Genomic DNA, 25,636 nt, shown 5'->3' with positions numbered 1-25,636 from the left:
CGAGGTAGTAGTAGCGCACCGGTTCCGACCACCACTCCAACGTCGGTCCGACGTCGGTGGCGACCTTGTTGCCGGCGACGAGCGCCATCAGGGGCTGGTCGGCGAAGATCTCGAACAGCACCGCGGTTCCCGCGGCCAGGATCGGCGCCAGCATCGGCGCGAGGCCATCGCGTTTGCGACGGGTCACGATGGTCTTGACCACCGGCCGGATGCCGGCGAGCAGCGCCGCGACCGCCATCAGCCCACCCGGCGCGAGCGCCAGCGTGAACGCGGCGGTGACGACCGCGACCGCGTACGGCAGCAACCGTCGCGTCGCGATGGCGCGTTCGACGCAGCACCAGGTCAGCAGTGCCCCGATCGCCTCGGCCGGTTCGGGACGCAGACCGTTGTTGTACGGCAACCAGATCGCGAGGAACACGAACGCCCCCGACCACATCGCCGGGGTGCTGTTACGGACCGCACGGCCCAGGCGGGGGATCACCTCCCGGCTGATCAGCCACCAGCCCAGCAGACCCAACGCGAAGGCGGGCAGACGCATCCACGGCGCCGAGAGGCTCACGTCCGTCATCGCCGCGATCACCTGGTAATGCCAGCCGAACGGGTCCTGCGGCACACCGAAGTAGCGGAAATAGTTGTCGGCGTAGCCGGCCGCGCCGGTGATGCGTCCGACGGTGAAGTTGTACCCGTCGTCGGATGTGTTGGAGCCCATCAACCACCACACCGCCAACACGCCGAACACCACGACGTCGAGCGGGCGGACGGTCCACCACCGAGCCGGCAGGAATCGCTTGTGGCTGCGGCCATCGCGATGATCGAGGAAGCCGAGCGCGACCAGCGAAGCGATCGTCATGAGGATGCCGATGACGATCGTGGCGAGTTTCAGCGCGGACGGGGTACTGACATAGCGGGTGTCGATCGTCGCGTGGAATCGCAGACCGTCGCGTGAGGCGGATTCCGGCAGGTCCGTGTAGATCCCGACGATCTGCGGCCGCATGTCCGGGTCGTCGGTGGTGAAGGTGGTCAGGCCACCGGTGACGCCCTCGATCCGGGCACGGACGCCCGAACCGTCGGCATGGACGACGACGGCACAGTCGGGATTCGCCTGCGCCGCCGCGCGATCGGTGGTGAGGATGACCACGTTGCGGTCACTCACCGTCAGCGAGTCGGTGGTGGCGCGGATGAACAATGCCCGCGCCTCGGCATCCTGTCCGCCGGCCGGGAGCGTCGAGACCAGCGTGCCGCCCGAGGCGGGTAGGTCGGCGGCCAGCGCACACGGCACCGCGACATCCATGTCGATCGGGACATAGGACACCAGCGGGGCCGCGACGCTCGACACACCGTCGCCCTGCGGCCAATTGAGTTCGGCGGTTGTCTGATTCACCGGCAGCAGCGGGGTCAGCACGGCCAGCAGGACGCCGAGCAACCCGGTCACCACCGCGACGATCTTCACGATCCGGTAGTCGGGTTGGCGCCCGGGACGGCGCGGCTCCGGCCCCTTCTCGGCCGCGAGGTCTGTCGATTCACTGGTCATAGGATTGGGGCTCCACCCTGATCGAACCGACGCGCGACCATCCCCAGCGCGTCTCGTCGGTGAGGTCGACCTGTACCGCGGCGGCATCGGGGGTCAGCGGCGTGAGTTTCTCCAACTCACCCCAGTCCTCATGCCAGTCATCGCGCAGATAGGTAGGGATCGTCGTCGCCGACGTGGTCGACTCGGACACCGAGAGCAATCCCCCGCCTGCGGTCGACATCCACGTCTTGGACTGGGAGTTCGCCGATACATAGTCGGGCAGGATCCGCCACTGCGGCACCTCGGCGACGCCGTTGGTCACCGTGATCGGTCGCTGGCACGGGAACTGCTCCCCGACGGTGAAGTCGATCAGCGTCGGGTCCGTGGAGCCGACGAGGCGCTGCAGGGTCTGCAGCTTCGGCGCCCGTGGCGGCGTGACGGCGATGAACTGCGCCGGATCGAGATTGTTGTCGACGGCCGCGAGCCGCACCACGGTCGCGCGCGGCGGGACCACCGACATCGGGACACGGAGGTTGCGCCACGGACGGTTCGGGATCACCGGGCCCGGGTCGATGGGAGCGACGCCGGGGCCGATCTGCTCGAAGGAGCCATCCGGACCGGGACGTCCGAACTGCATCACCAGTTTCTGGCCGAACACCCTTGCGCCGAATGCGTCGGTGGTCGCGATGGCGCCGGCCGCGCTCACCACCAGTAACGGTGACGCGTCGCGCGTGGGCAGCAGGTACCAGCCGGTGGTCAACCGTGCCTCGCCGGGATAGCCGTAGCTGCCGAGCACCGGTGTGGTCGCCGGGTCGAGACCGAACGGCAGCGCCGCCGTCGACCCGTTGACGGTGCGAGGTCCGTTGCCGCCGGTGGTGCCGGCGCCGAGCCCGCCCCGGACCACGAAGGGCTTGGAGAAGCTGGCCGCCACGTTCATCTGTCCCTGTCGGGCGGTGCCGGCCGTCGGGTACAGGTCGGTCGGAATCCCCTGCGGGGTGAAGCCGACAGAAGCTGCCGGGGCGTTCCCGGTGCCGGTGTCATCCAGCCCGCTGGGGGCGCCGCCCCCCTCGCCGGCCAGCGCGGCCGACGCCGACTCGTTGCCCGCCGGCACCAGGATGCCCTCGTTGGGGTCGGGCTCGGCCAGGACCGCGTCGGCCATCCCACACGCGTCGCCGGTCAGGGTCTTCACGTTGGATGCGGCGACGGTGTAGGCGGGCCGGCGTTCGACCGCGGCCTTCGCGAACACCAGCACCTCGGCGACCACCATCACCCCCGCGATCACCGCGATCGGTGACGACGCGAGGAACAGCCTGCGCCGATCGGCGGCGGATTCCCCGGGTCCGTCCGCGCCGTGTGACAGGCCCCTGTTCTTCACGTAATCCAGTCGCAGGTGCTGCCACACCGCGACCCCGGCACTCACCACGGCCAGCGTCAGCAGGACGCTCGACACGCTGATGCCGGCCAGGGATGGTGCCCGGTCGAACCAGGCGATGCCGTACTCGTAGGCGAACGGCCAGGCGTTCTTGCCGGCGGTGGCGGCGGCCAGGGCGAACAACAGCCCGGAGATGAAGACCGTGAGGTTGCGGGCCGACCGCGCCGCGGACTGCGCCACCGCGAGCGTCGCGGTCGCGGCGAGCGCCGCGGCCAGACCAGCGAACACACCGAACTGGATCGTCCACTTGGTGGGGGTGAACGCGAACAACAGCAGCGTCACACCGACCGCGCCGATCGCGCGCCACGTCGGCCCCGGATCGACCGCCACGATGCGGGTGCGGCGCAGCATCACCGCCACCGTCACGAACAGCGCGGCCAGCAGCAGCAGCACCGGCACACGCCGGGTCAGCGACCCGTCGTCGGTGGTCACCGTGAGGAAGAAGTAGCGCAGGTACTCCTGATGCCAGCTGATCACCGGGCCGACCTGGTAGCGGATCTTCATCGCCTCCAGCACCGTGGCCAGCGTCTGATCGCGGAACACCACCACGAGAACCAGCAGGCCCGACGCGAGCACCGGTGCGAGCAGCGCACCCAGCCCGGTCTCCCGACGACGATCCAGCAGGATGGACAGCAGCGGTCGTGCCGACACGAGCAGGATGGCGACCGCGATCACACCCTGCGGGGCCAAGGCCAGGGTGAAGCCGGCACTGATCGCGGCCAGCGCCGCCGGCAGCAGCCGACGGGTCGCGATGGCCCGTTCGGCGCCCCACCAGGTGAGCAGCGAGCCGAGCACGATGATCGATTCACTGCGCAGGCCGCTACAGAACGGCAGCCAGAACGCGGTGAAGACCGTCGCGGCCGCCCACATCGCCCACCCGCTGCGCCTCACCGCGGCGCCCAGACGCGGCAACAGGACTCGGCTGAGGATGAACCACGACGCCAGCCCGGCGAGCATGGACGGGATGTGCATCCACAGGATGCTCGGCGAGATCGACGACCAGTGTCCGAGGAAGCTGTAGTACCAGTCGAACGGGGCCTCGGGGATGCCGTAGAAGCGGTAGTAGTTCGCGAGATACCCGGAGGAGTCGGCGACCCGGCCCATGTTCAGGATGTAGCCGTCGTCTGGGGTGCCGGCGCCCAGGACCGCCCACGCCAGCAACACCACGGTGACCGCGACATCGGTCGGCCTCGGGATCAGTGAGCGGGCCAACGACCGGGACCGCCGCCCGATGCGGCGGTGATAACCGTAGATGCGATCGAGCACCGCGAGCGCGGCCAACGCGACCGCCACCGCGATCACCGCGAGGATCATCACGATCAGCTTCAACACGGTCGGTGAGCTGACGTAGCGGTTGTCGATCTGGACGTGCACGTGCATGCCGGCATCGGCCGCCTCGCCGGCCTGGGCGCTTGTCAGATCCGTATAGATGCCCGACACCTGGGGCCGCTTGTCCGGGGGCAGCTGGGTCGCCGGGCCGAGCCCGACGAATTGGGCACCGGGCCCCGACGGTTGCGACCAGATGTGCAGCCGGCGGCAGTCCGTGAGCCGGTCGCGGCGCGCCGAGGCGGCCACGGTGTTGCGGAAGGTGACCGTGACCGTGTCGCGTCCGGCGGTCACATACAGGGCCGACGACTTGCTCTTCGGTGCGTCCGGAGACATCGTCGCGAACACCAGAGCGCCGTCGGCGGGGAGTCCGGCGAGGACCGTGCACGGAATCTGCGCGTCCAGCGACTGCGGGGTCTGCGCGACGAGGGGGGCGACGATGTCGGCGCTCGCGCCGCTCAGGGACTGGCCCTGTGGCCAGTCGAAGGCGGCGTCGGTGGCCTTGACCGGGAGAAACGGCGTGATCAGGCAGAGCACGGTGCCGACGAGGCCGGCGACGACCGCGACAGTGCGGGCGGTGCCGGCGGAGACCCTGGCGGTCGGCTTCGCGGCGTCGGACGCAGCGGAGGAGGCTGTCACGGGCACGATGTCAGATGCTAGGTGACTTCCCTGAGAGTACCTAGCCCAGTACCGGGCGCGCCGACACGCGGCGGACCGCGGTCCGGCAGCGTTTTCCGTCCTTCAGGGTGTCGATACTAGGGTCGAGATCCTGATGACTTCCTCACCTCGCCCGGCGAAGGCACGCATCTGGGCTGCGATCGCCACCGTTGCCGGCCTCGTCGCGATCCTCGCGGCGATACTGACACCGCTGCTGCCGGTCACCGTGCGTACGGCGTCAATCGACTGGCCGAGCCGGAACCTGTCCGGCGCCACCGACGCGTCGGTCACCGCGCCCCTGGTCGCGCAGACCCCGACGGGGCTGGAGATCACCGTCGGCTGCCGGCTGCTGGCGCAGACCCCCGACGACGAGTCCACCACCGTCGTGTCCACGATGCCGGACGCGGCGTCGGGCGCCCGCGCCAAGGCCCTGTCGATCACCACCGACGCCACCGGCGTCGCGGTGACCCTGCGCGGCACCGACCTGCTGCGCGCGACACGCGCCGAACTCGCCGACTGCTCCCGGCTGCACGTGCGGGCATCCACCACGGGTGTCGAGGCCCGGCTCGTCGGCCCGGGCCGTGTCGCCACCGCCGACCCCGGACAGCGTCCCCAGGTGGCGGGGCTGTTCACCGACCTCGATCCCGGCATCGCGGCGGCAGCCGCCGAGGACGGTTCGCTCGCGGTGCACGTCGATATCGACAACCGGTTCGAGACGAGCCCGTCGATCCTCAAGCTGCTGGTGATGATCGTCGGTATTCTCGCCGCGGCGGTGACCTTCGTCGCCATCGCGGCCCTCGACCTGATCCACGGCTATCACCGTCGCGTCGGCCGTCTGGACCTCCGCCGACTCCTCGCCCCGCGGGCCGCCGACGTCGTGGTCACCGCCGCGCTCGTCGTCTGGCACTTCCTGGGTGCCGGGTCGTCGGACGACGGATACATCCTGAACATGGGCCGGGTCGCGGATTCCTCCGGGTATCTCGCGAACTACTACCGCTTCTTCGGCATTCCCGAGGCGCCGTTCGACTGGTATTACAGTTTCCTCGCGCACTGGTCGTCGGTGTCGACGGCGGGCGTGTGGATGCGGCTGCCCGCGCTGGCCGCCGGACTCGTCAGCTGGTTCATCCTCAGTCGGGTTCTGCTGCCGCGTCTCGGGGGCGCGGTCCGGCGGTCCGGGTGGGCGATGATGACCGCCGCCGCCGTGTTCGTCGCGTTCTGGATGCCGCTGGCCAGTGGACTGCGCAGCGAGGGCATCATCGTGCTCGGCTCGCTGCTCACCTGGTGGGGCGTGGAGCAGGCGGTGGCGACGCGACGCATGCTGCCGGCCGCGGCCGCCACGCTCGCCGCCGGGCTCACCCTGGCGACGGCGCCGCACGGGATCATCGCCGTGGCGCTGCTGATCGCCGGGTCACGGCCGATGCTGCGGACCCTGCGGCTACGGCGCGCCGAGAACGGGCTGGCGCCGCTGCTCGCACCGATCGGGGCGGCGGTCGCCGTGGTGGTGATCGTCGTGTTCCGCGACCAGACGCTGGCCGGGATCGTCGAGGCGGTCCGCGTCCGCTACACCGTCGGACCGACGCTGGTCTGGTATCAGGAACTGCTGCGCTACTACTACCTCTCGCTGAGCACCCAGGACGGGACGCTGGTGCGGCGTGTGCCGATGCTGTTGCTGCTGGTCGCGGTGTTCGTCACGCTGGCGGTGATGCTGCGGCGCAAACACATCCGGGGTGTCGATCCGGGCCCGGTGTGGCGTCTGATCGGTGCGATCCTGCTGACCGTGTTGTTGCTGTCGTTCACCCCGACCAAATGGACCGTGCAGTTCGGCATCTACGCCGGTGTCGCCGCCGCGATGGCGGGCGTGGCCACCGTGGCCGTCGCCCAGTCGGCGCGGCGCTCACCCCGCAACCTGTGGATGTACGTCGCGGTGCTGATGTTCGCCTGCGCGGTGTCGACGGCCGGGGAGAACGCCTGGGGCTGGGCCTACGACTTCGGCATCGCCTGGTTCGACAAGGCGCCGAGCATCGCCGGCCACCCGTTGTCGACGATCTTCCTGATACTGACCGCGGTGGCTCTGGCGGTGGCGCTCTGGTTCCACCTGCGTATCGACATCGACGCCGAACGCGGTCGGACACGTGACGAGCGGACCGGATCGCGGTGGCAGGTCGCGATGTCCTCGGCGCCGATGTTCCTCATCGCCGCCTTGGTGGTCGTCGCCGAGTTGGCCCTGTTCGCGCGGGCTGCGGTGGACCGCTCGGACACCTACACGACCTTCAATGCGAATATGCGGGCGTTGACCGGCGACACCTGCGGGATGGCCGATCAGGTGCTGGTGGAATCCGATCCGAACCGCGGTGCGCTGTCGCCGATCGGCACCGACGATCCCGAGCGCGCCCTCGCCGGTGAGTCCACCGGGTTCACCCCCGACGGCGTCGCCCGTGACCTCACCCCCGACCCGATGTCACTCGGCGCCGGGACCATCAACACCTCCGGGAATCTGGCGCGTCCGTTCGTGGTGTCGGGCGGGCCGCCGGGGACCACCGGTTCGGCGCTGCCGTTCGGGCTGGACCCCGCGACCACGCCGGTCCTCGGCAGCTACGGACACGACAACGGCACCGCGCAGCTGACCTCGATGTGGTACCGGTTGCCTGACCGCGCGGCCTCCCCGCTGATCGTGATCACCGCGGCCGGACCGATCCACTCGGTCGACGCCGACGGTGTCGGCGCGTTCGGCCGGTCGCTGAAAGTGCAGTTCGGCCATGAGGTGGACGGTACCTTCGAACAGCTCGGTGCCGCCGTCGTGCCCATCGACCCCGGGCCGGAACGCCAGAACCGGCCGTGGCGCAATCTCCGCATCCCGATGTCCGCAGTGCCCGCGGATGCGACGGCGATGCGCATCGTCGCCGTCGACAACAACGTCAGCCCCGACCAGTGGCTGGCCTTCACGCCGCCCCGCGCGCCGGTCCTGGACACCCTGCAGGAGGTCGTGGGCACCGAGACCCCGGTGCTGCTCGATCTCTCCGTCGGCAGCCAGTTCCCCTGCCAACGCCCGATGGCCACCCGCAACGGGGTTTCCGAGATCCCGCAGTGGCGCATCGTTCCCGACCAGACCACCACGAACTCCAAGTCGAAGACCTGGCAGGCCTCGATCAACGGCGCCATCCTCACCACGCCCGACGAGTTGAGCAAGGCCGACACGATGGCGACCTACCTGCGCAACGACTGGTACCGCGACTGGGGCGGGCTGCAGCGGCTGTCACCGCTGGCGCCGGATGCGGCGCCGGCGACGGTGACGACTTCGACGACGACGGACTGGGGTTGGACCCGGCGGGGACCGATCAGGGTGGTGGCCCAGAATGACTGACCCCGAAATGACGCACCCCGAAATGACCGACACCGCAAGGACCGACCGGAGGTTCCGCATCGCGAAGTGGACCGCGATCGTGGCCGGTGCCCTCGGCGTGCTGCTCGCCCTGTTGGCGCCGCTGCTGCCGGTGAGCTACACCAAGACCGAACTGCACTGGCCGCAGAACGGGGTGGTGGGCAACGTCGCCGCACCCAACGTGTCCTACGTGCCGGTCGAGATGGACATCGCGGTGCCCTGTGGCCTGGCCGCCGACCTGCCCGCATCGGGCGGGGTGCTCCTGTCGACGGTGCCGGAATCCGGTGCCGAGGCCTCCACGGTCGGGCTCTTCATCCGGGCCACGTCGGACCGGTTGCTGGTCACCCAGCGAAACGCGGTGCTGCTCAACATCCCGCGTGCCGCCGCGCAGCAGAACCCGCAGTGCCGCATCGTGGTTCACGCGGATACCACCGGAACCCGCGGCGCCGTCGAGGGATTCGTCACCGAGTCCGGTGACCAGCCGAGCTTCGCACTCGACGACCCGAACTCACGTCCGCAGATCATCGGCGTCTACACCGACCTGCCGGAGACCGCGTCCACCGAGGGGCTCTCGTACTCCTCGACCGTCGACACCCGCTTCATCTCCAGCCCGACACCGCTCAAGGGTGCGCTGCTGATCATCGGGGTGCTCGCGACGATCGCGTCGATGATCGCACTCGCCGTCCTCGACACCCGGGACGGCCGCCGGATGGCGCGGTTGTTGCCGGCACGCTGGTGGCGGCCCAAACCGGTCGACGTCGTCGTCACCGGGGTACTGGTCGTCTGGCTGTTCATCGGCGGCAACACCGCCGACGACGGGTATCAGGTCACCGTTGGTCGCATCGCGCCCGGGGCCGGGTATCTGGACAATTACTACCGCTATTTCGGTGCGCCGCAGGACCCGTTCGGCTGGCACTACCGCTACCTGGCGCTGTGGATGGAGGTCAGCACTGCCACGCCGTGGCTGCGGTTGCTGCCGCTGCTGTTCGCGCTCGCGGGTTGGTTCCTGATCAGCCGGGCCGCGCTGCCGCGGCTGGGTCTGGCGGTCCGGACGTCGCGGGCGGCGTACTGGGCGGCCGGGCTCGGTTTCCTGGCGGTGTGGCTGCCGTTCAACAACGGCCTGCGGGTCGAACCGGCGCTCACCGTCGGCATCCTGCTGACGTGGGCGCTGGTCGAACGGTCCATCGCCACCGGACGTCTCCTCCCGCTCACGCTCGGCATCCTGTCGGCCGCCTTCACGTTGACCATCCACCCGGCGGGCGCGATCGCGATATTGCCGCTGATGGCCGCGATCCGCCCGGTGCTCAAACGGCTTCGGGAACGGCGAAAGCGTGACGGACTGCCGGCGCTGCTGATGCCGATCCTCGCCGCCGGGTTCGCCGTGCTCTTCGAGATCTTCGCCGACCAACCGCTCGCCGCGATCCTCGAGGGCATCAAGGTGCAGGGCATCGTCGGGCCCACCAACAAGTGGTGGACCGAGGGGATGCGCTACTACATCCTGCTCAACCCGACCCCGGACGGTTCGATCGCGCGACGTCTCGGCATCTTCGTCACCTTCCTGTCGCTGGCCATCATCGTGCTGATCCTGCTCGGCAAGCGGCGCGTACCCGGGGTGCCCAGCGCACCGCTGTGGCGGCTCGTCGCGGTCACCGCGGGGGCGGTCGGTGTGCTCGCCTTCGTGCCGACCAAGGCGACCCACCAGATGGGCGCCTTCGCCTGCCTGACCGGTGTACTCGCCGCGGCGGCAACCACATTCCTGCGGCCGTCGGTGATGGTGCGGCGCTGCAACCGGACCTTCGTCGCGGCGGCCTGCGCGTATGCCCTCGCGGTCGCCTTCGCCGGCCGCAACCAGTGGTGGTACGTCGGCAGCTACGGAATGCCGTGGGGTGACGACACCCCGAACATGGCCGGGATCCACTTCTTCGTCCCGATCCTCGTCGTCGCCGTCGCGCTGACGGGGTGGGGTGCGTGGCAGTACTATCGCGACGACCGGCTGGCCGAACGCGGCGAACTGCCCGCACCGGCTGCGAACCCCTCTCTGATCCAACGCATCCCGACGTACTCGCTGGCGATCATCTCCGCGGTGATGCTCCTGTTCGTGTTCGTCTCCTACGGCAAGGCGATCCAGACCCAGCGTGGCGCCTGGTCGTGGACGAGCTCCAACATCGCCGCGATGCGCGGCGAGCCCTGCGCGCTCGCCGACGCCGTGCTCGTCGAGGCCGACCCGAACGGCGGTCTGCTGGGGCCCGCACGCGTCGCCGGACAGAACGATCCGGACCCGGGTGAGGCTCTGAGCGGCAGCGGGACCGGTGCGGAGGCGACCACCGGCTTCGATCCGAACGGCGTGTCGTCGCACCTGGAGAGCCAATCCGAGACCGACGTCACCGAGCAGGTCGACCGAACCCAGACCGATCCCACCCAGGCCCAGTCCGAGCCCTCGGGTTCGGCGGGGTCGGCGGACACCGGTGGCGGCACAACCACCACCCAGGGTGTGAACGGGTCGTCGGTCCGGCTGCCGTTCGGGCTCGACCAGAGCCGGGTACCCGTGCTCGGGACGTACGGAACACCCACCGGCCGTGGACATCTGACCTCTGATTGGTATCAGCTACCCCCGCGTGGTGAGGACAAGCCGCTGGTCACGATGTCGGTGGCCGGGCAGATCGAGTACGTCGACGAACTCGCCGTGACCCACCCGGGGCAGCGCGTGCGACTCGAATTCGGTCGGGTCGAACCCGACGGACGGGTCACCACAGTCGCCTCGATGGTGCCGCTCGACATCGGCGGCGAGCCCGAGTGGCGCAACCTCCGATTCCCGCTCGATCAGGCCCCGCCCCGCGCGACGGTCGTCCGTGTCGTCGCCGATGACACGTCTGGCGATCCCGCCCAGTGGCTGGCGGTGACCCCGCCCCGCGTGACACCGCTGGTGACGCTGAACTCGCTGGTGGGCAGCGAGGATCCGGTGCTCCTCGACTGGGAGGTGGCCTTCGCCTTCCCGTGCCAGCGCCCCGCTTCGGCGATCAACGGCGTGCTGGAGACCCCACAGTGGCGCATCACCCCGGACGCCGAGGGGGAGCGGGTGAACTCCCGCCGCTGGATGGCCGGTGACTACGGCGGTCCGCTCGGCATCGTCGAGAACGAGCTGCGCCCCGTCGTGCTGCCCGGCTACCTGCGCAACGACTGGGCAAAGGACTGGGGCAGTTTGCAGCGCCTCGATCCGCTCGTGCCGCAGGTCGATGCGGAGCTCGTGGTGACCGACGACGTCCACGGCGGACTCTGGACTCCCGGGCCGATGCGGGCGATCAAGAACTGATTCTGCTGCTCCTCAACTGCTGATCGAGCGGCCCGCAACCGCTGATCGAGTAGGTCTCTCGCCTGGCGGCTCGTCGGCTACTCGACCAGCGGTTGGGGGCTACTCGACCAGCGGGTTGAGAACCTCAGTATCTGAGTGGCGCGGGACTCCACAATCCGCTGCGGGTGGCGGTGCCGGTCTCGATGTCCGCGAGCGTGGTCACGTCCCCGTACGGGGTGTATCGCTCCAGCGAACCCCAGTCCCGGCCGATGTCGCCCTGCAGATAGGTGGCCATCGAGTTCGGTTGCTGCGACACCTCGAGCCAGCCGAGGGGACCACCGCCGTAGGAGTCCTGCCACGCCGACACCGCCGCTGCAAGATCGGCGCCCGGCTTGATCCGCCACTTGGGGATCTCGGCCACGCCGTTTCGATGGGTGAACGGTCGCTGGCAGGGGAACACGAGTCCCGACGTCCAGTCGACATGCACCGGATCGGTGCGGCCGACGACCTCCTCCAGCGTCTGCATCTCCGGCAGCCGCGGCGGGGTGACGACGATGAAGTGGTCCGACGACAGGTTGTAGTCGGTCGCGACGATGCGGACGGCGGTGATGTCCTCGGGCAGGGAATCAGTGGTGACGCGCACGTTCCGCCACGACGGCCGCGGCCCCGGGTCGATCATCTCGGTGCTCCCGGTGGCGTGCAGGGACGCGTCGCGGGTGCCCGGTTCGACCGGGTCGGTCGTGTACTCCAGCAGCAGGTTCGGGTTGTCGTACAGCCCGGCCACCGAGAAGGTCAAAAGCGGGCGGTCCCGGTAGTCCGCCGGCAGCGCGTACCACGCCGAGGTCAGTTGGGACGGAACCTGATCGCTGGCGGAATAGCTGCCCATCACCGGTGTCACCGCCGGATCCAGGAAGAACGGCAACGCGGCGTAGCTGCCGTTGACGCCCGCGGTCGACTCGATCCCGCCGCCCGTACCGCCGGTATTGGAGGTCAGCACGTCGGGGGAGGAGGCCGCCGTACCGGCGAGGACGCCGAGCGAGCCCTCGCTGGCGCTCGACTCGAGGTCCACCGGGATACCGTTGGCGGTGAAGCCGGACGTGGCCGGACGGGTGGCGTCCGGTGGTGCGGTCGGCGGTCCGGCGAGGGGATCGGCGATCGAGCCGTCGACCGGTTGCAGTAGGAACCGGCTGGGATCGGATTCCACCCACACCTTGTCGGCCATACCGCATTCCTTGCCGGCCAACGCCTCCAGATTCGACCGCGGCACCGAGTACGACGAACTCTGCTGGATGCCGGCGAACACGGCGGTGATCAGCAAGAAGACGACCACGCCCGCGGAGGCGAAGGCCAGGGGCGCCGACGCGATGGCGGCCCAGGCGCGCCGGTACCAGGAGTGCGGCCGGTGATGTGCCGGATCGGCGGGGTCGGTCCCGGCGAAGGGTTCCCGGAAGTGGAACCACAGCGCCAGCAGCAGCAGACCCAGTGCCACGTACAGAAGCAGATCCGCGAGGTTGACGCCGAAGCTGACCTGCGTGACCCCCCACGGCATCCCCCACGCCGAGGAATAGAAGTACGAGTTGGGTGCGGTGAACGACAGCCCTGTGATGAACACGACGAGCGCGGCGAACAGCGTCCGGTTGCGCCGCGAGTGCATCGATTCGTTGCTCGCCGCGATCGCGGCGAGGGCAGCCAGGGCTGCGGCCAGGCCTGCGAACACACCGAAGTGATGGGTCCACTTGGTCGGGGTGAACATCAGGAAGACCAAGGACGCGAACGTGATCCCGACGATGCGTCGAGAGGGACCCAGCGCGGTACCGGGGATGCGGGAGCGCCGGATGAGCATCGCGGCCGAGACGACCATCGCGAGGATCATCGCCAGCACCGCGAAGCGTCGAGCGATGGAACCGTTGGCGGAGAACTCGAACAACGACGAGTACCGGTCGATCTCGTTGTACCAGTGGAACGAGGGGCCGACCGCGGTCTTCATCGTCGATGAGTCGAGGAAGGCCCGGAGCGTGAGGTTGGAGAACACCACGAAGATCACGAAGGTGCCGGCCGCCAGGATCGGCGCCACCAACGCCACGTACGCCCACCGGTCGACTCGACCGTCCGTAATGGTGCCGATCACCTTGGCGCGCTTGATCAGCGCGAGGATCATCGGCCGCGCCCCGGCGATCAGGGCTGCGATGGCGAGCAGTCCGGTCGGGCCGGCCGCGATGCTGAACGCGCCGATCAGACAGGCCACCGCCGCCGGGAGTAGTCGGCCGGTGGCGATGGCTCGCTCCACCGAACACCAGGTCAGGAGCGCGCCCAGGCAGATGATGGGTTCTGGGCGGAGCCCGTTGTTGAACGGAAACCACGAGGCCAGGAACACGAACGCCGCGGTCCATCCGACGACGGGGCGGGTGATCGCCGCGCGGCCCAGCCTCGGCAGGACCTCGTGGCTGATGATGAGCCAGGCGCCGATGCCGGCCGCCAGCGCCGGCAGACGCATCCACGGGCTCGCCACGCTGACATGACTCAGCAGCCCGAATACCTGGTAGTACCAACCGAACGGTGCCTCCGGCGCGCCGTACCAGCGGAAGTAGTTGGCGGTGTACTGCGCGTCCTGGGCCACCCGTGACATGGTGAGCAGGTACCCGTCGTCGGAGGTGTTGGGCCCGACGAAGTGCCAGACGATCAGCGCGCCGATGACGACGTAGTCACGTGCGTTGAGGTGCCACCAGTGCTTCGGCAGAATCCGGCGGTGGCGGCGACCGTCCGTCGAATCGAGGACGGCGAGCGCGGCCAACGACAGCAGTGTGCACACGATCCCGACGACGAGCACGAACCACTTGAGGATGGTCGGCGCGGTCGAGTAGCGGGAGTCGATGGTGACGTGCGCACTCAGGCCGGGCTCCGCCGCGGCGTCGCCGGACAGATCGGTGAACAGGCCGGTGACCTGAGGTCGCTGATCGGCGTCGTAGGTGGGCGACTCGCGGCCCTCGGTGGTGCCGGTGAGCGGTTCGCCCTTGTCGTTGTGCATGCCGACGAACTCCGCGGACACCGCGTCGGAGTCGGCGTGCACGGCGATCTCACGGCAGTCCTGCGCACGGATCTGGGCCAGCGTCGCCGAGACGAGTGGGAAGTTGCGGTTGACCACCTCGACGGTCTGCCGATCCGCGGGGTCGCCGGGCTGGCCGGTCTTGCGGATGAACAGTCCGCGCTCGGGCGACTTGTCGGCCTGCTTCGGGGTCGTCGAGAGCAGTACGGACTCACCGTCGCCGAGCCGCTCCACCGCCGAGCACGGCACATGCGCGTCGAGGTCGATCGGCACGTAGCCGATCAGGGGAGCCGCAACCGATCCGACCGTGCCGTCCTGGGGCCAGGAGATCTGAGCCGTGGTCTGCTGGACCGGCATGAGCGGTGTCGCGAGCGCCATGAGGAAACCGAGCAGGCCGGTGACGATGGCGACGATCTTTGCTCGTCGGACGGTCTGCGCTGGCACAAAGAGTGATGGTAATCGGTGACCGACGCCACCTCTTCGGCGTCTAGTGTGAGGTTCATGTCGGACACCGATTCGGAACTCGAACCCCTTCCCATCCTGCTGCTCAACGGTCCGAACCTGAACATGCTCGGGACCCGGCAGCCCGAGGTCTACGGGGCGGACACCCTCGCCGACGTCGTCGACCTCGCCGAGCGGACCGCGTCCGAGCTCGGATTCGGCCTGCGCGCGGCGCAGACCAACCACGAAGGGCAGATGATCGACTGGATTCACGAGGCCCGCGGACAGATCAGCGGCATCGTGATCAATCCCGGCGGATGGACGCACACCTCGGTGGCGCTCGCGGATGCGCTGGTGATCCCCGACGTGCCGATCATGGAGGTCCACATCAGCAACGTGCACAAGCGTGAGACCTTCCGGCATCACTCCTATGTCTCGCCCATCGCGGCGGGGATCATCGTCGGCTACGGCATCCGGGGCTACGAGTTTGCGATCCGGCGCCTCGCGGACCTCGTCGGCTGACGCTCCACCGGGACCGCAGTGAAATGATTGCAACCCGGGGGTTGCAGTTCACCCAGGTGAAGTGCAACCATGGAGTTGCAATCAATCCCCGAACAGGAGTCACCACCATGGACACCGAATTCGACCGCATCGAACGTGAGATCACCATCGACGCCCCCGCCGAGCGGGTGTGGTCGCTGGTCAGCGAACCCGGATGGTTCGGAAACAACCGGGAGATCACGGCACACCGCATCGAGCGCGACGGCGATATGAGCTACGTCTACGACCCCACGCACGGCAAGTTCGCCTTCCGGACCGTGGCGCTCGACGAACCGCACTACGCGGCTTTCCGCTGGCACATCGACGCCGACGACCCGAACAGTTCGTCGACGCTGATCGAATTCTGGGTCACCCCGGCAGACTCCGGTGTCGTGCTCAAGGTGGCCGAAAGCGGGTTCGCATCCCTGTCGGAACCGGAGGTCAATCGACGCGCCCGCTACGACGACCACACCGAGGGCTGGACGATCGAGCTCGAGCTGGCGCGCGACCACCTCGCCGAGGCCGGCGCCCGTGCCTGACGCCGAACTCGTCGACGCCGGGGCGCCGGTCGAGTTGTTCGCCGCACTCGCCGACGAGAGTCGGTGGCAGATCCTCGTGGCGCTCTCCCGGTCCCCGTCGTCGGCGTCCGCGCTCGCCGCCGAGTTGCCGATCAGCCGCCAGGCCATCGCGAAGCATCTGCGAGTGCTCTCCGACGTCGGCCTGGTCAGCGCCGGCAAGGCCGGCCGGGAGGTGCGCTACGAACCGGTGGGTGCCCGGCTCAGCCAGGTGGCGCGTCGACTCGACGCGATCGCCCGCGGTTGGGAACGTCGCCTCGACGCGATCAAGTCCCTCGCCGAGGGCGAAGACCCTTCGTGAGGCTCGTCTTCAGCGACCAGGTAATTCGAGTGCGCGTTGCGCGGCGGCGGCCACGCTGCCGTCGTGGCGCGGTCCGTGGCCGGGGAAGAGCACGGTCGCGTCGAGCCTCGTGAACGACTCGACGGTGCGTCGGGCGGTGGCCTTGTCGTGCTGGAAGCAGTCGGCGACGAACTGCGGCCCGTCGATCTTCGAGATCGGATGCCCGCTGATGAGTGCGTCACCGGAGACGAGTGCCGCACCGTCGGCGACGAGGAATGCGCTGTGCCCGTCGGTATGCCCGTGGGCGGCGACCGGCGTCGGTGCACCCGGGAGGTCGAGGGGCTCCGGAAACGGCTTGGCGTCGGCAATCGGTTTGCGGCTCAGCGCTCCCAGCGGGATCACCTTGCTCAGCCAGCGCAGCACCCGCGGCTGATAGGCGAGCGGGACGATGTCGCCGGGCCCGGCCTGATGCAGGTACTCACGCTTGGCGTGCGCGACCTCGACCGGGTCCATGTAGACGTCGAAACCGTATTTCTCCGACAGCGACACGAGACCGCCGAGATGATCGACGTGCGCGTGGGTGAGCAACGCGCCGCGGATGTCCTCGGGGCGTCCACCGATGTGGCGGATCGACTCGACGACGTCGGCCGCCTGCCCCGGGTAGCCGCCGTCGATCAGGGTGAGATCCGAACCCTCCTGCAGCACAATCCAGTTCACCACGTCGCTGTACACGAGGAACGCCGACGACGACCCGGCGTCGAGCCGGCTGATCAGAAACCTGCTGCGAGGTGCGATCATCGGCGCACCACCAGCACGAACGGTCCCACCTCGGTGACGATGAATCTCGGGTCTGCGAACACTGTCGGATCGAAGGTCACCGTGTACCTCTTCACATTCGGGTCGTTGGGATAGACGTCTTCGGCCAGCTTCAGCGTGTAGCCGTCGGTGCTGTAGCGGAACAGGAACACGCGAGGCGGCGTCCACGGCGACCGATCGAGTTTGCCGATGAGTTCGCCGGGGGTGGTCGACTCCGACCATCGCTTGATGGTCGCGGCCCGCTTGTCGAACTCCGCCAACGGATTCGCGTAGTGCGATGTCAGGCCCTGAAAGCCCCAGTAGGGATAGATGGACAGGAAGCCGTAATCCGCGGTGAGCAAGACATTCTCGTCGGCGGGCTTGCCGGTCTGTTTGGCGATGAGCCGCCGGATCTGCGGGAAGTACGATTCGGCTCCCGCCGGCCGCTGGTCGGCCCGCTCGCCGTGGCCGTCGGTGTCGGTGTAGGCGAGGGTGATCTCGGTGGAGAGGTAGCCCGGGACCCCTTGCGCGAGCGCGATCGCGACGACGGCGGCCACGGCGCCGATCGCGAATCGCACGTCACCGAGGCGGCCGACGGCCCACCGTGCGAGCTCGGCGACACCGAGCACACCGGCGGCGGCGAGGACGGCGATGAGGAGCGGATCGAGCCGGAACGCCAGCAGGGTCGTCCCGGCCGCGGTGGCCAGCATCGACAACAGGCAGAACAGATAGATGGTCACGACCGCCAGCCCGAGTGCCAGCGCGATGGTGCGCTGACGGAACCGGAGCAGAATCCACACGAGGCCGATCGCGGTGATCACGCCGACCAGCGTCAGATGCACGAACGGCACGGGGAGGATCGCGCCGCGATCGGGCAGATAGTGCTCTGCGGTGCCCCCGCTGGCGGGTTCGCTGCGCACGCGGGCCCACAGGTACGGGGCCCACACGAGCAGAGCGACCAGACCGGAGATGACACCCATCGCGGCCAGTCGGCCGATCACCGCCGTGATGACCGACCGCCGGTGCGCCGAGCGAACGTCGTCGGCCACCGCCTTGTTCGAGTTCCGCAGCCATCCCGCGACGATCAGGTAGAGCGCCATCACGACCGCGATGAACGCGAACAGACCCGCGTAGAGCGTGTAGACGGTCGCGCACAGACCGAGGAACAACCCCGCCGCGATCACCGACGCCCAACTCGTCCCCGATCTCAACCCGCCGACGGGACCCTCGGCGGCACGCGAGCGTCCACGCAACGCGTAGAGCATCGTGATCAGCATCGGGGTGCCGATCAGCACCAGTACCGCGGCATAGGGTTCCGGCGCGGCGTACATCACCGTGACGACGGTGACCGCCAGCGCGATCGGGATACCGCGCCCGGCGGAGACCATCCGATTCCACAGCAGGACACCGACGGTGGCGGCCGCCGCCATCGATATGATCGCCCACGGCTTGTAGGCCTCCCAGCCGGGCAGGCCCTCGACGTTCGCGTACCGGCCACCCCACCAGAACCAGCCCGCCGGATAGTAGGGCGGCAGATCGAGATAGGTCATGTCCGCCAGACGCGGACTGTTGGTCAGCCGCGTCAGGTACTCGGTGCGGAACTGTTGGTCGGCCGACAGCCCGGACAGGTAGAGCCGCGTCGCCCCCAGCGGCATGCCGAGGGTGACCGTCACCAGCCCGGCCGTCGCGATCCCCGACAGCAGGTCGACGAGCCATCGAGGCCGCCCGTAGCGGTGGAGGACCACCGCGACGACGAGGACCGCGATCGCGAGCACCTGACCCGCCGTGGTCAGGGCACGGGTGACGTTGGAGGAGTTGAAGGCCGGCCAGTCGACCGTCGCGATGGCCTTCAGCCCGATGAAGGCGATCAGCGCGCCGAGGATGGCGCCGATGATCAGCTCGCCGGCGTCGCGAGCGCGCACCCCCAGCCCCACGTCAGATGGGCAGTCGACGGAAGATCGGGCGCGGGATGTGCCGCAGGATCATCATCACGAACCGGAACGGCCCGGGCGCCCAGACGATTTCCTTGCCCTTGTCGGCCGCCGCCACCGCGAGGCGGGCCACGTCCTCCTTCTCGACGGTCAGCGGCGCTTCGGCCACATGCGCCGACAGGCGGGTGCGCACCTGGCCTGGTCGGACCACCAGCACGCGAATACCGAAGGGCCGCAGGGCGTCGGACAGTCCGAGGTAGAAACCGTCGAGTCCGGCCTTGGTGGAGCCGTACACGAAGTTGCTGCGACGCACCCGTTCTCCGGCGACCGAACTCATCGCGATGATCTGCCCGAACCCCTGCGCGCGCATCTTCTCGGCGAGCAGCACGCCGACCGACACCGCTGCGGTGTAGTTGATCCCGACCTCGGTCACCGCCGTCTTCTGGTCCTGCCAAGCCTTTTCGTCGTCGGGCTGGATGCCGAAGGCCACGATCGCCACGTCGATGTCGCCGCCGCCGAACGCCTTCTCGAGCACCTCGGCGTGGGTGTCGGGTGCCAGGGCGTCGAAGTCGATCTGTTCGACACTCGACGCGCCGGCCCGCTGCATCTTCTCCACGGCCGCCGCGGCGGTGGGATCGCCGGGCACGGTGGCCAGCACCACCCGCATGGGGCCCTTCGTGAGGTACTCGGCGGTGATGGCCAGGCCGATCTCGGAACTACCGCCCAGAACCAGGACGGACCGCGGCACGCCGACGGCATTGATCATGATCTCAGTTCTCCTTTGGGAAGCTGGTGAACGCTCAGACGAGTTCGAGGCGACGTGCCATGTCGGACACGAAGACCCGCTCGGGGTCGACGCGACGGCGCGTCGCGATCCAGTCGTCGATCTGCGGGTACATGGCGTGGAAGGTCGCGGCCGAGGTCCGTGAGTCCTTGGCGGTGTAGAGCCGGCCGCCGATCGAGGTCACCCGCCGATCGAGTTCGTTGCAGAACTCGGCGAGACCCTTCTTGATCGGGAAGTCGACGCAGATGTTCCAGCCCGCCATCGGGAACGACAGCGGTGCCCGGTTGCCGGGGCCGAACAACTTGAAGACGTTGAGGAAGCTGACGTGTCCGGACGCCTGGATGTCGTAGATGATGTCCTTGAACTCGTCGACGGCCTCGGGCGGCACGATGAACTGGTACTGCAGGAACCCGTTCGAGCCGTAGGCGCGGTTCCAGTTCCCGAACAGATCCAGCGGGTGATAGAACTTCGTCAGGTTCTGGATCTTGCCGGTGTAGTTGCCGCCCATCCGGTAGTAGGCCTCGCCGACGATGGAGAAGTCGAACTTGTTGGCCAGACCGTTGGGGAAGATGTCCGGGAAGTTCATCAGCGTCGGGGCGTCGAACTTCAGCGGATCCTTGGCCAGTTCGGGCGGCAGCTGATCGAGCGTGGCCAGCGATCCGCGTGAGAAGGTGCCACGGCCCAGCTTCGGCGGTTTGCTGATCGCGTCGAACCAGCCCGACGAATAGGTGTAGTTCTCCTCGCTGCCGTCCTGGTGCAGCGCGATCGTCTCGTCGAGATTTCGGGTGACGGCGCCGTCGGCGATGAAGTAGGCGCTCTCGGTGCGCGTCATCGCGATCTTGGCCCGCAGGATGATGCCGGTCAGCCCGATGCCGCCGACGGTGGCCCAGAAGATCGAGGCGTCGGGGTCGTCGTCGGTGCCCTCGGGGGTGATCGTGATGACCTTGCCGCTGCCGAGCAGCAGGGTCATCTCGGTGACGTGATTGCCGAAGCTGCCCGCGCTGTGGTGGTTCTTGCCGTGGATGTCGCACCCGATGGCGCCGCCGACGGTGACCTGCCGGGTGCCCGGCAGGACCGGAACCCACAGTCCGTAGGGCAGGGCCTTGCGCATCAGGGTGTCGAGGTCGACACCGGCGTCGACGTCGACGATCGCGGTGTCCGGGTTGATCGAGTAGATGCGGCGCAGCGGCGTCATGTCGACGGTGAGGCCACCCGCGTTCTGGGCGTTCTCGCCGTAGGAGCGGCCGAGCCCGCGGGCGATCACGCCGCGCTGCAGGTGGCTCGGTTTGTCCGAGTTGTGGTCGGCGACCCGCGCCACCGCCTCGGCGATGACCTCGGGGTATGGCGTCGACAGCACGTGCCCCTCGATGGGCATCGTGCGGCCCCAGCCCATGAGTTTGCGGGTCTCGATCGGCAACAACTCTTCAGTAGACATCGCACATGAGGGTACCTGGCCGCCGCGGCGCCCGGTCCGCGATGACGACCTCACCGCGAGCCGGGGCCGCGCGCCGGTCGGCCGCGGCGGACCCTACGCCCGGGATGCCCGGATCGCCGAGCGGGCCTGCTCGATCTCTCCGCGACAGAAGTGCGTGTTTTGTGGGTCGTCGGCGCGGTCGAGAGCGGCATCGATGAGGTCGAGGTGCGTGAGCACGGTGTCTGTGACGTCGGCGTCGGCGGCGACGACCCCGATCCGGCGGGCGAGCATGATCGCGGCCGTCATCGCCACCGGCGCGTCGAGTGCATAGGTCCGCACCGCGGTGAACACGTCGTCGAGCAACTCCTGTAGGGGCAGGCGGGTCACGATCAGCCGCAGCGTGCCGTCCTCGGTCCGTCCCAGATCTGCGGCCGGGCGTCGGGCGAGCGGCACCAGACCGGCCGCGAGCTCATTGAGCGCGTTGTGTGCGGTGTAGGGGTCGTTCGTGCCGGGCGACAGCGCGCGCACCGCCATCTCGGTGAGCTGCTGCACCGCGAACTGGATGTCCTGGTACGGGGTGCGGGTGGCGCCCAGGTCGACGGCCCCGCAGATCGCCCCGGCGGTGGCGTCGAGGTCGGCGTCGTCGAAGCGACCGGGGTTGGCCGGGTGTACCCGCGCCAGGGGTTCGCCGTCGACGAGGTGATCGCCCGGCCGCACCCGCATCGCGATCAGGCAGTCCCGGTCGACCGCGGCGCGCAGCAGGGCTGGTTCGTCGATCCCGATGACGAAGCCGGATCCCGTCGAGGTGACCTCGCGGCCGCCGGGCGGGGTGGGCGCGGGCACCGCATTGTCGGGGGCGGCCTCGGGGTAGAGCTCCTCGACCACCGCGTCGAGTTCGGAGCGGACCCGCGCCGACAGCGTCGACACCTGAATGGACGACGCGATGTGATTGATGAAGTAGACCAGCACGAGCACGTCGACGATAGCCAGCAGCACCGCCACATTGACCGCGATGTCGGGGACGAACGTCGTTTCCTCCGTCGGGCCGGCGCTGATCGCGCGCAGCACCATCAGGGAGTACAGGAACGTCGCGCCGAACATGCCCAGGACGAACTGGTTGCCCCGGTCGTTCATGAAGTTGCGCACCAGACGAGGCCCGTACGTCGAACTTGCGGTGGCCAGCACCGAGATCGTGATGGAGAACGACGTTGCGGCGACCGCCAGCATCGAGCCGCCGATGGCGCCGAGCAGATCACGCCCCCCGCTGGCCCCGACCCGGTCGAACAGCGCCCCACCGGAGCCGAGGGCCGTGTCGTCGAGGGCGTGATCGACCGCGATCAGCACCTGCGCCAGCACGAGGGCGGCAAGCCCCATCACAAGCGGCAGGAACCAGAACACATCGCGCAAGCGCGCCAGACGCATTCGCATTCCGTCCCTTTCCGATCCGCCCGTCCCGGTGTTACCCGTCGAGAACCTTGCGCGCGGCGTTGCGGCCCGGGATACCGCTCACGCCACCGCCTCTGCGTGCTCCGGCACCGCACAGCAGCAGCCGCGGATGACGGGTCTCGCAACCCCAGGTCCCCACCTCGGTGGCCGATTCGGCCCACGGCCACTGCAGGCTCCGGTGGAAGATGTTGCCGCCGGGCAGCCCGAGGGCGTCCTCGAGATCCTGAGGGGTCTTCACCTCGATACACGGATTGCCGGTGACGTCGTGCGCGATGACATTCTGGATCGGTTCGGCGAGTACCGAGTTCAGCGAGGCCAGGGTGGCGCCGACGGCGTGTTCGACGGCGCCCGGTTCGTCGAACACGTCCGGCGGGGTGTGCAGCCCGAACAGTGTCAGCGTCTGCTTGCCGGCGAGTTCGGGGCCGAGGATCGAGCGGTCCGACAGTGTGTGGCAATAGATCTCGCACGGCGGCAGTTCGGGCACCTCACCGCGATCGGCCTGCCGCCAGGCCGTGTGCAATTGCGTCGCGCTTTCGTTGATGTGGAAGGTGCCCGAGAACGCCGCCTCCGGGGACACCGACGTGTCGCGCAGCCGAGGCAGCCTTTCCAGTAGCAGGTTGATCTTCAGTTGCGCTCCGCGCGTGTCGTTCTCGGTGACGATCGGCTCATCGAGGAGTTGATTGATCACATCCGGTGCGCAGCCCGCATACAGCATCGACCCGGAAACGGTGCCGTCGGCGAGTTCGACGGTGCCGTCGGCCGGATCGATCCCGGAGATCCGCACACCGGTCCGGATCTCCGCGCCGGCCGACGACGCGGCCTGATACAGGGCCCCCGAGACCGCGCCCATCCCGCCGCGGGGGACGTCCCAGTCGCCCGTGCCGCCGCCGATCAGGTGATAGAGGAAACAGATGTTCTGCCGCAGCGTCGGGTCATCGAGGTCGGCGAAGGTGCCGATCAGCCCGTCGGTCGCGACGATGCCGCGGACCACGTCGTCGTCGAAATACTGGTCGAGCAGCGTGCCGAGGGGCTGCGAGGTGAGTGCCTCCCAGAGTTCGGCCTCGCTGGAATCGGTCCCGACGACGAGATCGTGGATCTGTGCGGCCGACCGCAACGGTTCGGTCATGGTCGGGAAGACACGCTGCGCGATCGTGCCCATCCGGGTGTAGAACGACTGCCACGCGGTGAACACGGTGTCGGTTCCGGTTGCCTGCCGAAACGAGTCGGCCGTCGCGTCGAGATCCTCGTTGTCGACCAGGATGCCGCGCGTGGGATCGGAGGGCAGCGGCGTGTACGACGAGTAGCGACGACGGATCAGCGTGATGTCGAGTTCCAGATCCGCCACGATCTCGCGCGGCAGCAACGACACCAGATAGGAGTACCGCGACAACCGGGCGGGCAGACCGGGAAACGGCATCGCCGACACCGCGGCACCACCGACGTGATCGGCCTTCTCCAGCACCAGCACCGACCGGCCGGCGGCGGCGAGATAGGCGGCGGCGGTCAGGCCGTTGTGGCCGGCGCCGATGACGATGTCGTCGAAATGCGCAGATCGGGTCACGATGATGTCACCTCATGATGCGTTCGAGGAAGGGGGTGGAATCGGCCGTCGACGCGAGCACGGTGCCGGAATGGTCCTGGTTCGGGTATACGTGCAACTCGACCGGTTGGTCGTTCGCCCGCATCTGTACGTACAGCGACAGCGCGGACGGCGCCGGTACATCGGTGTCCAGCAGACCCTGGCCGAGGAAGATCGGCCGGTCGTACCCCGAGTACGGAGTCCCCATGTAGTCGGCGAGGGCTTCGCGCGCGCCTGGGATACTGCTGATCGGGGCGCGGAACAGTGTACGCAGGTCTCGATCCTCCATCAGCCTGTCCATCTCCGCATAGCAGAGATGGTGCGCCCGCTCGATCAACGTCGCACCCGCTGGGCTCAGCACAGAGTAGGGCCGCAGATCGGGGCGGGCTTCCATGAAACCGGCCAGGATGTAGGCGGTGTAGGTGTTCAGCCCGGCCGGGAGGATGACCGGTGGGAAGGCCGGTCCGCCGAGCACGATGAGGTCTTCGATATTGGCGGGGGTTCCGGTCGCAACGACTCCGCGATAGTCGAGGCCCGAACCCCGCGACAACTCGGTGGCCCGCCGTGCGGCGTTCAACGCCGCGCCGGCCCCCTGGGACTGCCCGACGATCGCCCACCGGCGGCTCAACGGCACTCCGATCTGATGGGCGGCCCGTACCGAGTCGACGATCGAGTGTGCCTCAGACTCACCGTTGAGATAGCTCATCAGGCCCGGTGTGCCGAGCCCCACGTAGTCGGTGGCCACGATCGCGTATCCCTGGCGCAACCAGTGCGACAGGTACGCGGCGTCGCGGGCGCTGCGCGGCAGCGCCGACGGTGTGCAGTCGTCGCCGAGGCCGGTGGTGCCGTGGGCCCAGGCGATCACCGGCCAGCCACCGGGCGGCGGGACACCGGCCGGGATGAACACGGCACCCGTGCTCGTCGCCGGCCGGCCGTGCTGATCCGGTGTCGCGTAATGGATCCGATAGGCCTGCGCGGCACCGGGGATGCTCAGTGTGTCGGCCAGCGGGACCTGCGCGATGAGCGTCCCGGCGCGGGTCGGTGCCGGGCCGGCGTAGGTGCGGACGTCCAGGCCCGACCAGTTCGGCGCGGCCGTGGCCGGAGTCGTCTCGGCCCCCGCGGTGGGGTGGCCCACCGCGACCGCGATCACCGCGGCCAGCGAGGTGATCATCGCCGCGACGGCTCGACGCGGCCTGGGAGACCTCATGTTCGGCA

General features: G+C 68.8%; 15 protein-coding genes. 5 read left to right on the top strand and 10 right to left on the bottom strand.

Annotated features, from left to right (window positions below; all coding sequences use genetic code 11):
* Both GORHZ_RS18915 and GORHZ_RS18910 read right to left on the bottom strand, forming a co-directional pair.
* Positions 1-1,531 (bottom strand): arabinosyltransferase domain-containing protein (locus GORHZ_RS18915; protein WP_006335821.1); only part of this gene is annotated, 1,531 nt, incomplete at its 3' end.
* On the bottom strand, positions 1,521-4,913 hold the full coding sequence (locus tag GORHZ_RS18910; protein WP_006335815.1) for an arabinosyltransferase domain-containing protein: 3,393 nt from the start codon (positions 4,911-4,913) through the stop codon (positions 1,521-1,523). The genes GORHZ_RS18910 and GORHZ_RS18915, both read right to left, overlap by 11 nt.
* A gap of 127 nt (positions 4,914-5,040) precedes the next feature.
* On the opposite strand from GORHZ_RS18910, the gene GORHZ_RS18905 reads away from it, so the two are divergent.
* On the top strand, positions 5,041-8,286 hold the full coding sequence (locus GORHZ_RS18905; protein ID WP_006335814.1) for an arabinosyltransferase domain-containing protein: 3,246 nt from the start codon (positions 5,041-5,043) through the stop codon (positions 8,284-8,286).
* Positions 8,279-11,614, top strand: a complete 3,336-nt coding sequence (locus tag GORHZ_RS18900) for an arabinosyltransferase domain-containing protein (protein ID WP_040532473.1) — start codon at positions 8,279-8,281, stop codon at positions 11,612-11,614. The genes GORHZ_RS18905 and GORHZ_RS18900 overlap by 8 nt, the downstream gene beginning before the upstream one ends.
* 124 nt (positions 11,615-11,738) lie before the next feature.
* Here the strand turns inward: GORHZ_RS18900 and GORHZ_RS18895 are convergent, their stop codons facing one another.
* On the bottom strand, positions 11,739-15,080 hold the full coding sequence (locus GORHZ_RS18895; protein ID WP_006335812.1) for an arabinosyltransferase domain-containing protein: 3,342 nt from the start codon (positions 15,078-15,080) through the stop codon (positions 11,739-11,741).
* Between the two features lie 57 nt (positions 15,081-15,137).
* On the opposite strand from GORHZ_RS18895, the gene aroQ reads away from it, so the two are divergent.
* The 3 genes from aroQ to GORHZ_RS18880 all read left to right on the top strand — a co-directional run bounded on the left by aroQ (position 15,138) and on the right by GORHZ_RS18880 (position 16,493).
* Entirely contained in the window at positions 15,138-15,599 is a 462-nt protein-coding gene (gene aroQ, locus GORHZ_RS18890; protein WP_006335810.1) for a type II 3-dehydroquinate dehydratase, read from the top strand.
* A gap of 107 nt (positions 15,600-15,706) precedes the next feature.
* A complete protein-coding gene (locus GORHZ_RS18885; protein ID WP_006335809.1) occupies positions 15,707-16,156 on the top strand; it encodes an SRPBCC domain-containing protein in 450 nt (149 codons plus the stop codon).
* Positions 16,149-16,493 carry an ArsR/SmtB family transcription factor gene (locus GORHZ_RS18880; RefSeq protein WP_006335808.1) on the top strand — a complete coding sequence of 115 codons (345 nt, stop codon included), beginning with the start codon at positions 16,149-16,151 and terminating at the stop codon, positions 16,491-16,493. Before GORHZ_RS18885 ends, GORHZ_RS18880 begins: the two co-directional genes overlap by 8 nt.
* 9 nt (positions 16,494-16,502) lie before the next feature.
* Here GORHZ_RS18880 and GORHZ_RS18875 read toward each other — a convergent pair whose 3' ends face one another.
* From GORHZ_RS18875 to GORHZ_RS18845, 7 genes are all read right to left on the bottom strand, one after another.
* Positions 16,503-17,270 carry an MBL fold metallo-hydrolase gene (locus GORHZ_RS18875; protein WP_006335807.1) on the bottom strand — a complete coding sequence of 256 codons (768 nt, stop codon included), beginning with the start codon at positions 17,268-17,270 and terminating at the stop codon, positions 16,503-16,505.
* Positions 17,267-19,189 (bottom strand): galactan 5-O-arabinofuranosyltransferase, encoded by a 1,923-nt coding sequence (locus GORHZ_RS18870; protein WP_245551470.1) that lies wholly within the window; start codon positions 19,187-19,189, stop codon positions 17,267-17,269. The genes GORHZ_RS18875 and GORHZ_RS18870 overlap by 4 nt, the downstream gene beginning before the upstream one ends.
* A 13-nt stretch (positions 19,190-19,202) precedes the next feature.
* On the bottom strand, positions 19,203-19,964 hold the full coding sequence (dprE2, locus tag GORHZ_RS18865; protein ID WP_006335804.1) for a decaprenylphospho-beta-D-erythro-pentofuranosid-2-ulose 2-reductase: 762 nt from the start codon (positions 19,962-19,964) through the stop codon (positions 19,203-19,205).
* A gap of 34 nt (positions 19,965-19,998) precedes the next feature.
* Positions 19,999-21,417 carry a decaprenylphosphoryl-beta-D-ribose oxidase gene (gene dprE1, locus GORHZ_RS18860; protein ID WP_040532471.1) on the bottom strand — a complete coding sequence of 473 codons (1,419 nt, stop codon included), beginning with the start codon at positions 21,415-21,417 and terminating at the stop codon, positions 19,999-20,001.
* Between the two features lie 93 nt (positions 21,418-21,510).
* The gene (locus GORHZ_RS18855) at positions 21,511-22,818 is read right to left on the bottom strand and encodes a DUF2254 domain-containing protein (RefSeq protein ID WP_157205265.1); all 1,308 of its coding nucleotides are present in this window, start codon (positions 22,816-22,818) and stop codon (positions 21,511-21,513) included.
* Positions 22,819-22,855: 37 nt separating this feature from the next.
* A complete protein-coding gene (locus tag GORHZ_RS18850) occupies positions 22,856-24,403 on the bottom strand; it encodes a phytoene desaturase family protein (RefSeq protein ID WP_006335801.1) in 1,548 nt (515 codons plus the stop codon).
* A 7-nt stretch (positions 24,404-24,410) separates the two neighbouring features.
* Positions 24,411-25,628, bottom strand: coding sequence for an alpha/beta hydrolase family protein (locus GORHZ_RS18845; RefSeq protein WP_040532469.1), 1,218 nt, complete (start codon positions 25,626-25,628; stop codon positions 24,411-24,413).
* Positions 25,629-25,636: the final 8 nt, after the last annotated feature.

The sequence above is a fragment of the Gordonia rhizosphera NBRC 16068 genome, from assembly GCF_000298195.1.
Classification (GTDB): Bacteria; Actinomycetota; Actinomycetes; order Mycobacteriales; family Mycobacteriaceae; genus Gordonia; species Gordonia rhizosphera.
The sequence above is the reverse complement of the archived record's forward strand: the minus strand, read 5'-3'. Positions and strand labels throughout refer to the sequence as shown.

Coding starts and splice junctions, on each gene's coding strand:
- GORHZ_RS18900 (WP_040532473.1), top strand. CDS start 8,279: ATGACTGACCCCGAAATGACGCACCCCGAAATGACCGACACCGCAAGG.
- GORHZ_RS18905 (WP_006335814.1), top strand. CDS start 5,041: ATGACTTCCTCACCTCGCCCGGCGAAGGCACGCATCTGGGCTGCGATC.
- GORHZ_RS18845 (WP_040532469.1), bottom strand. CDS start 25,628: ATGAGGTCTCCCAGGCCGCGTCGAGCCGTCGCGGCGATGATCACCTCG.
- dprE1 (WP_040532471.1), bottom strand. CDS start 21,417: ATGTCTACTGAAGAGTTGTTGCCGATCGAGACCCGCAAACTCATGGGC.
- dprE2 (WP_006335804.1), bottom strand. CDS start 19,964: ATGATCAATGCCGTCGGCGTGCCGCGGTCCGTCCTGGTTCTGGGCGGT.
- aroQ (WP_006335810.1), top strand. CDS start 15,138: ATGTCGGACACCGATTCGGAACTCGAACCCCTTCCCATCCTGCTGCTC.
- GORHZ_RS18875 (WP_006335807.1), bottom strand. CDS start 17,270: ATGATCGCACCTCGCAGCAGGTTTCTGATCAGCCGGCTCGACGCCGGG.
- GORHZ_RS18855 (WP_157205265.1), bottom strand. CDS start 22,818: ATGCGTCTGGCGCGCTTGCGCGATGTGTTCTGGTTCCTGCCGCTTGTG.
- GORHZ_RS18885 (WP_006335809.1), top strand. CDS start 15,707: ATGGACACCGAATTCGACCGCATCGAACGTGAGATCACCATCGACGCC.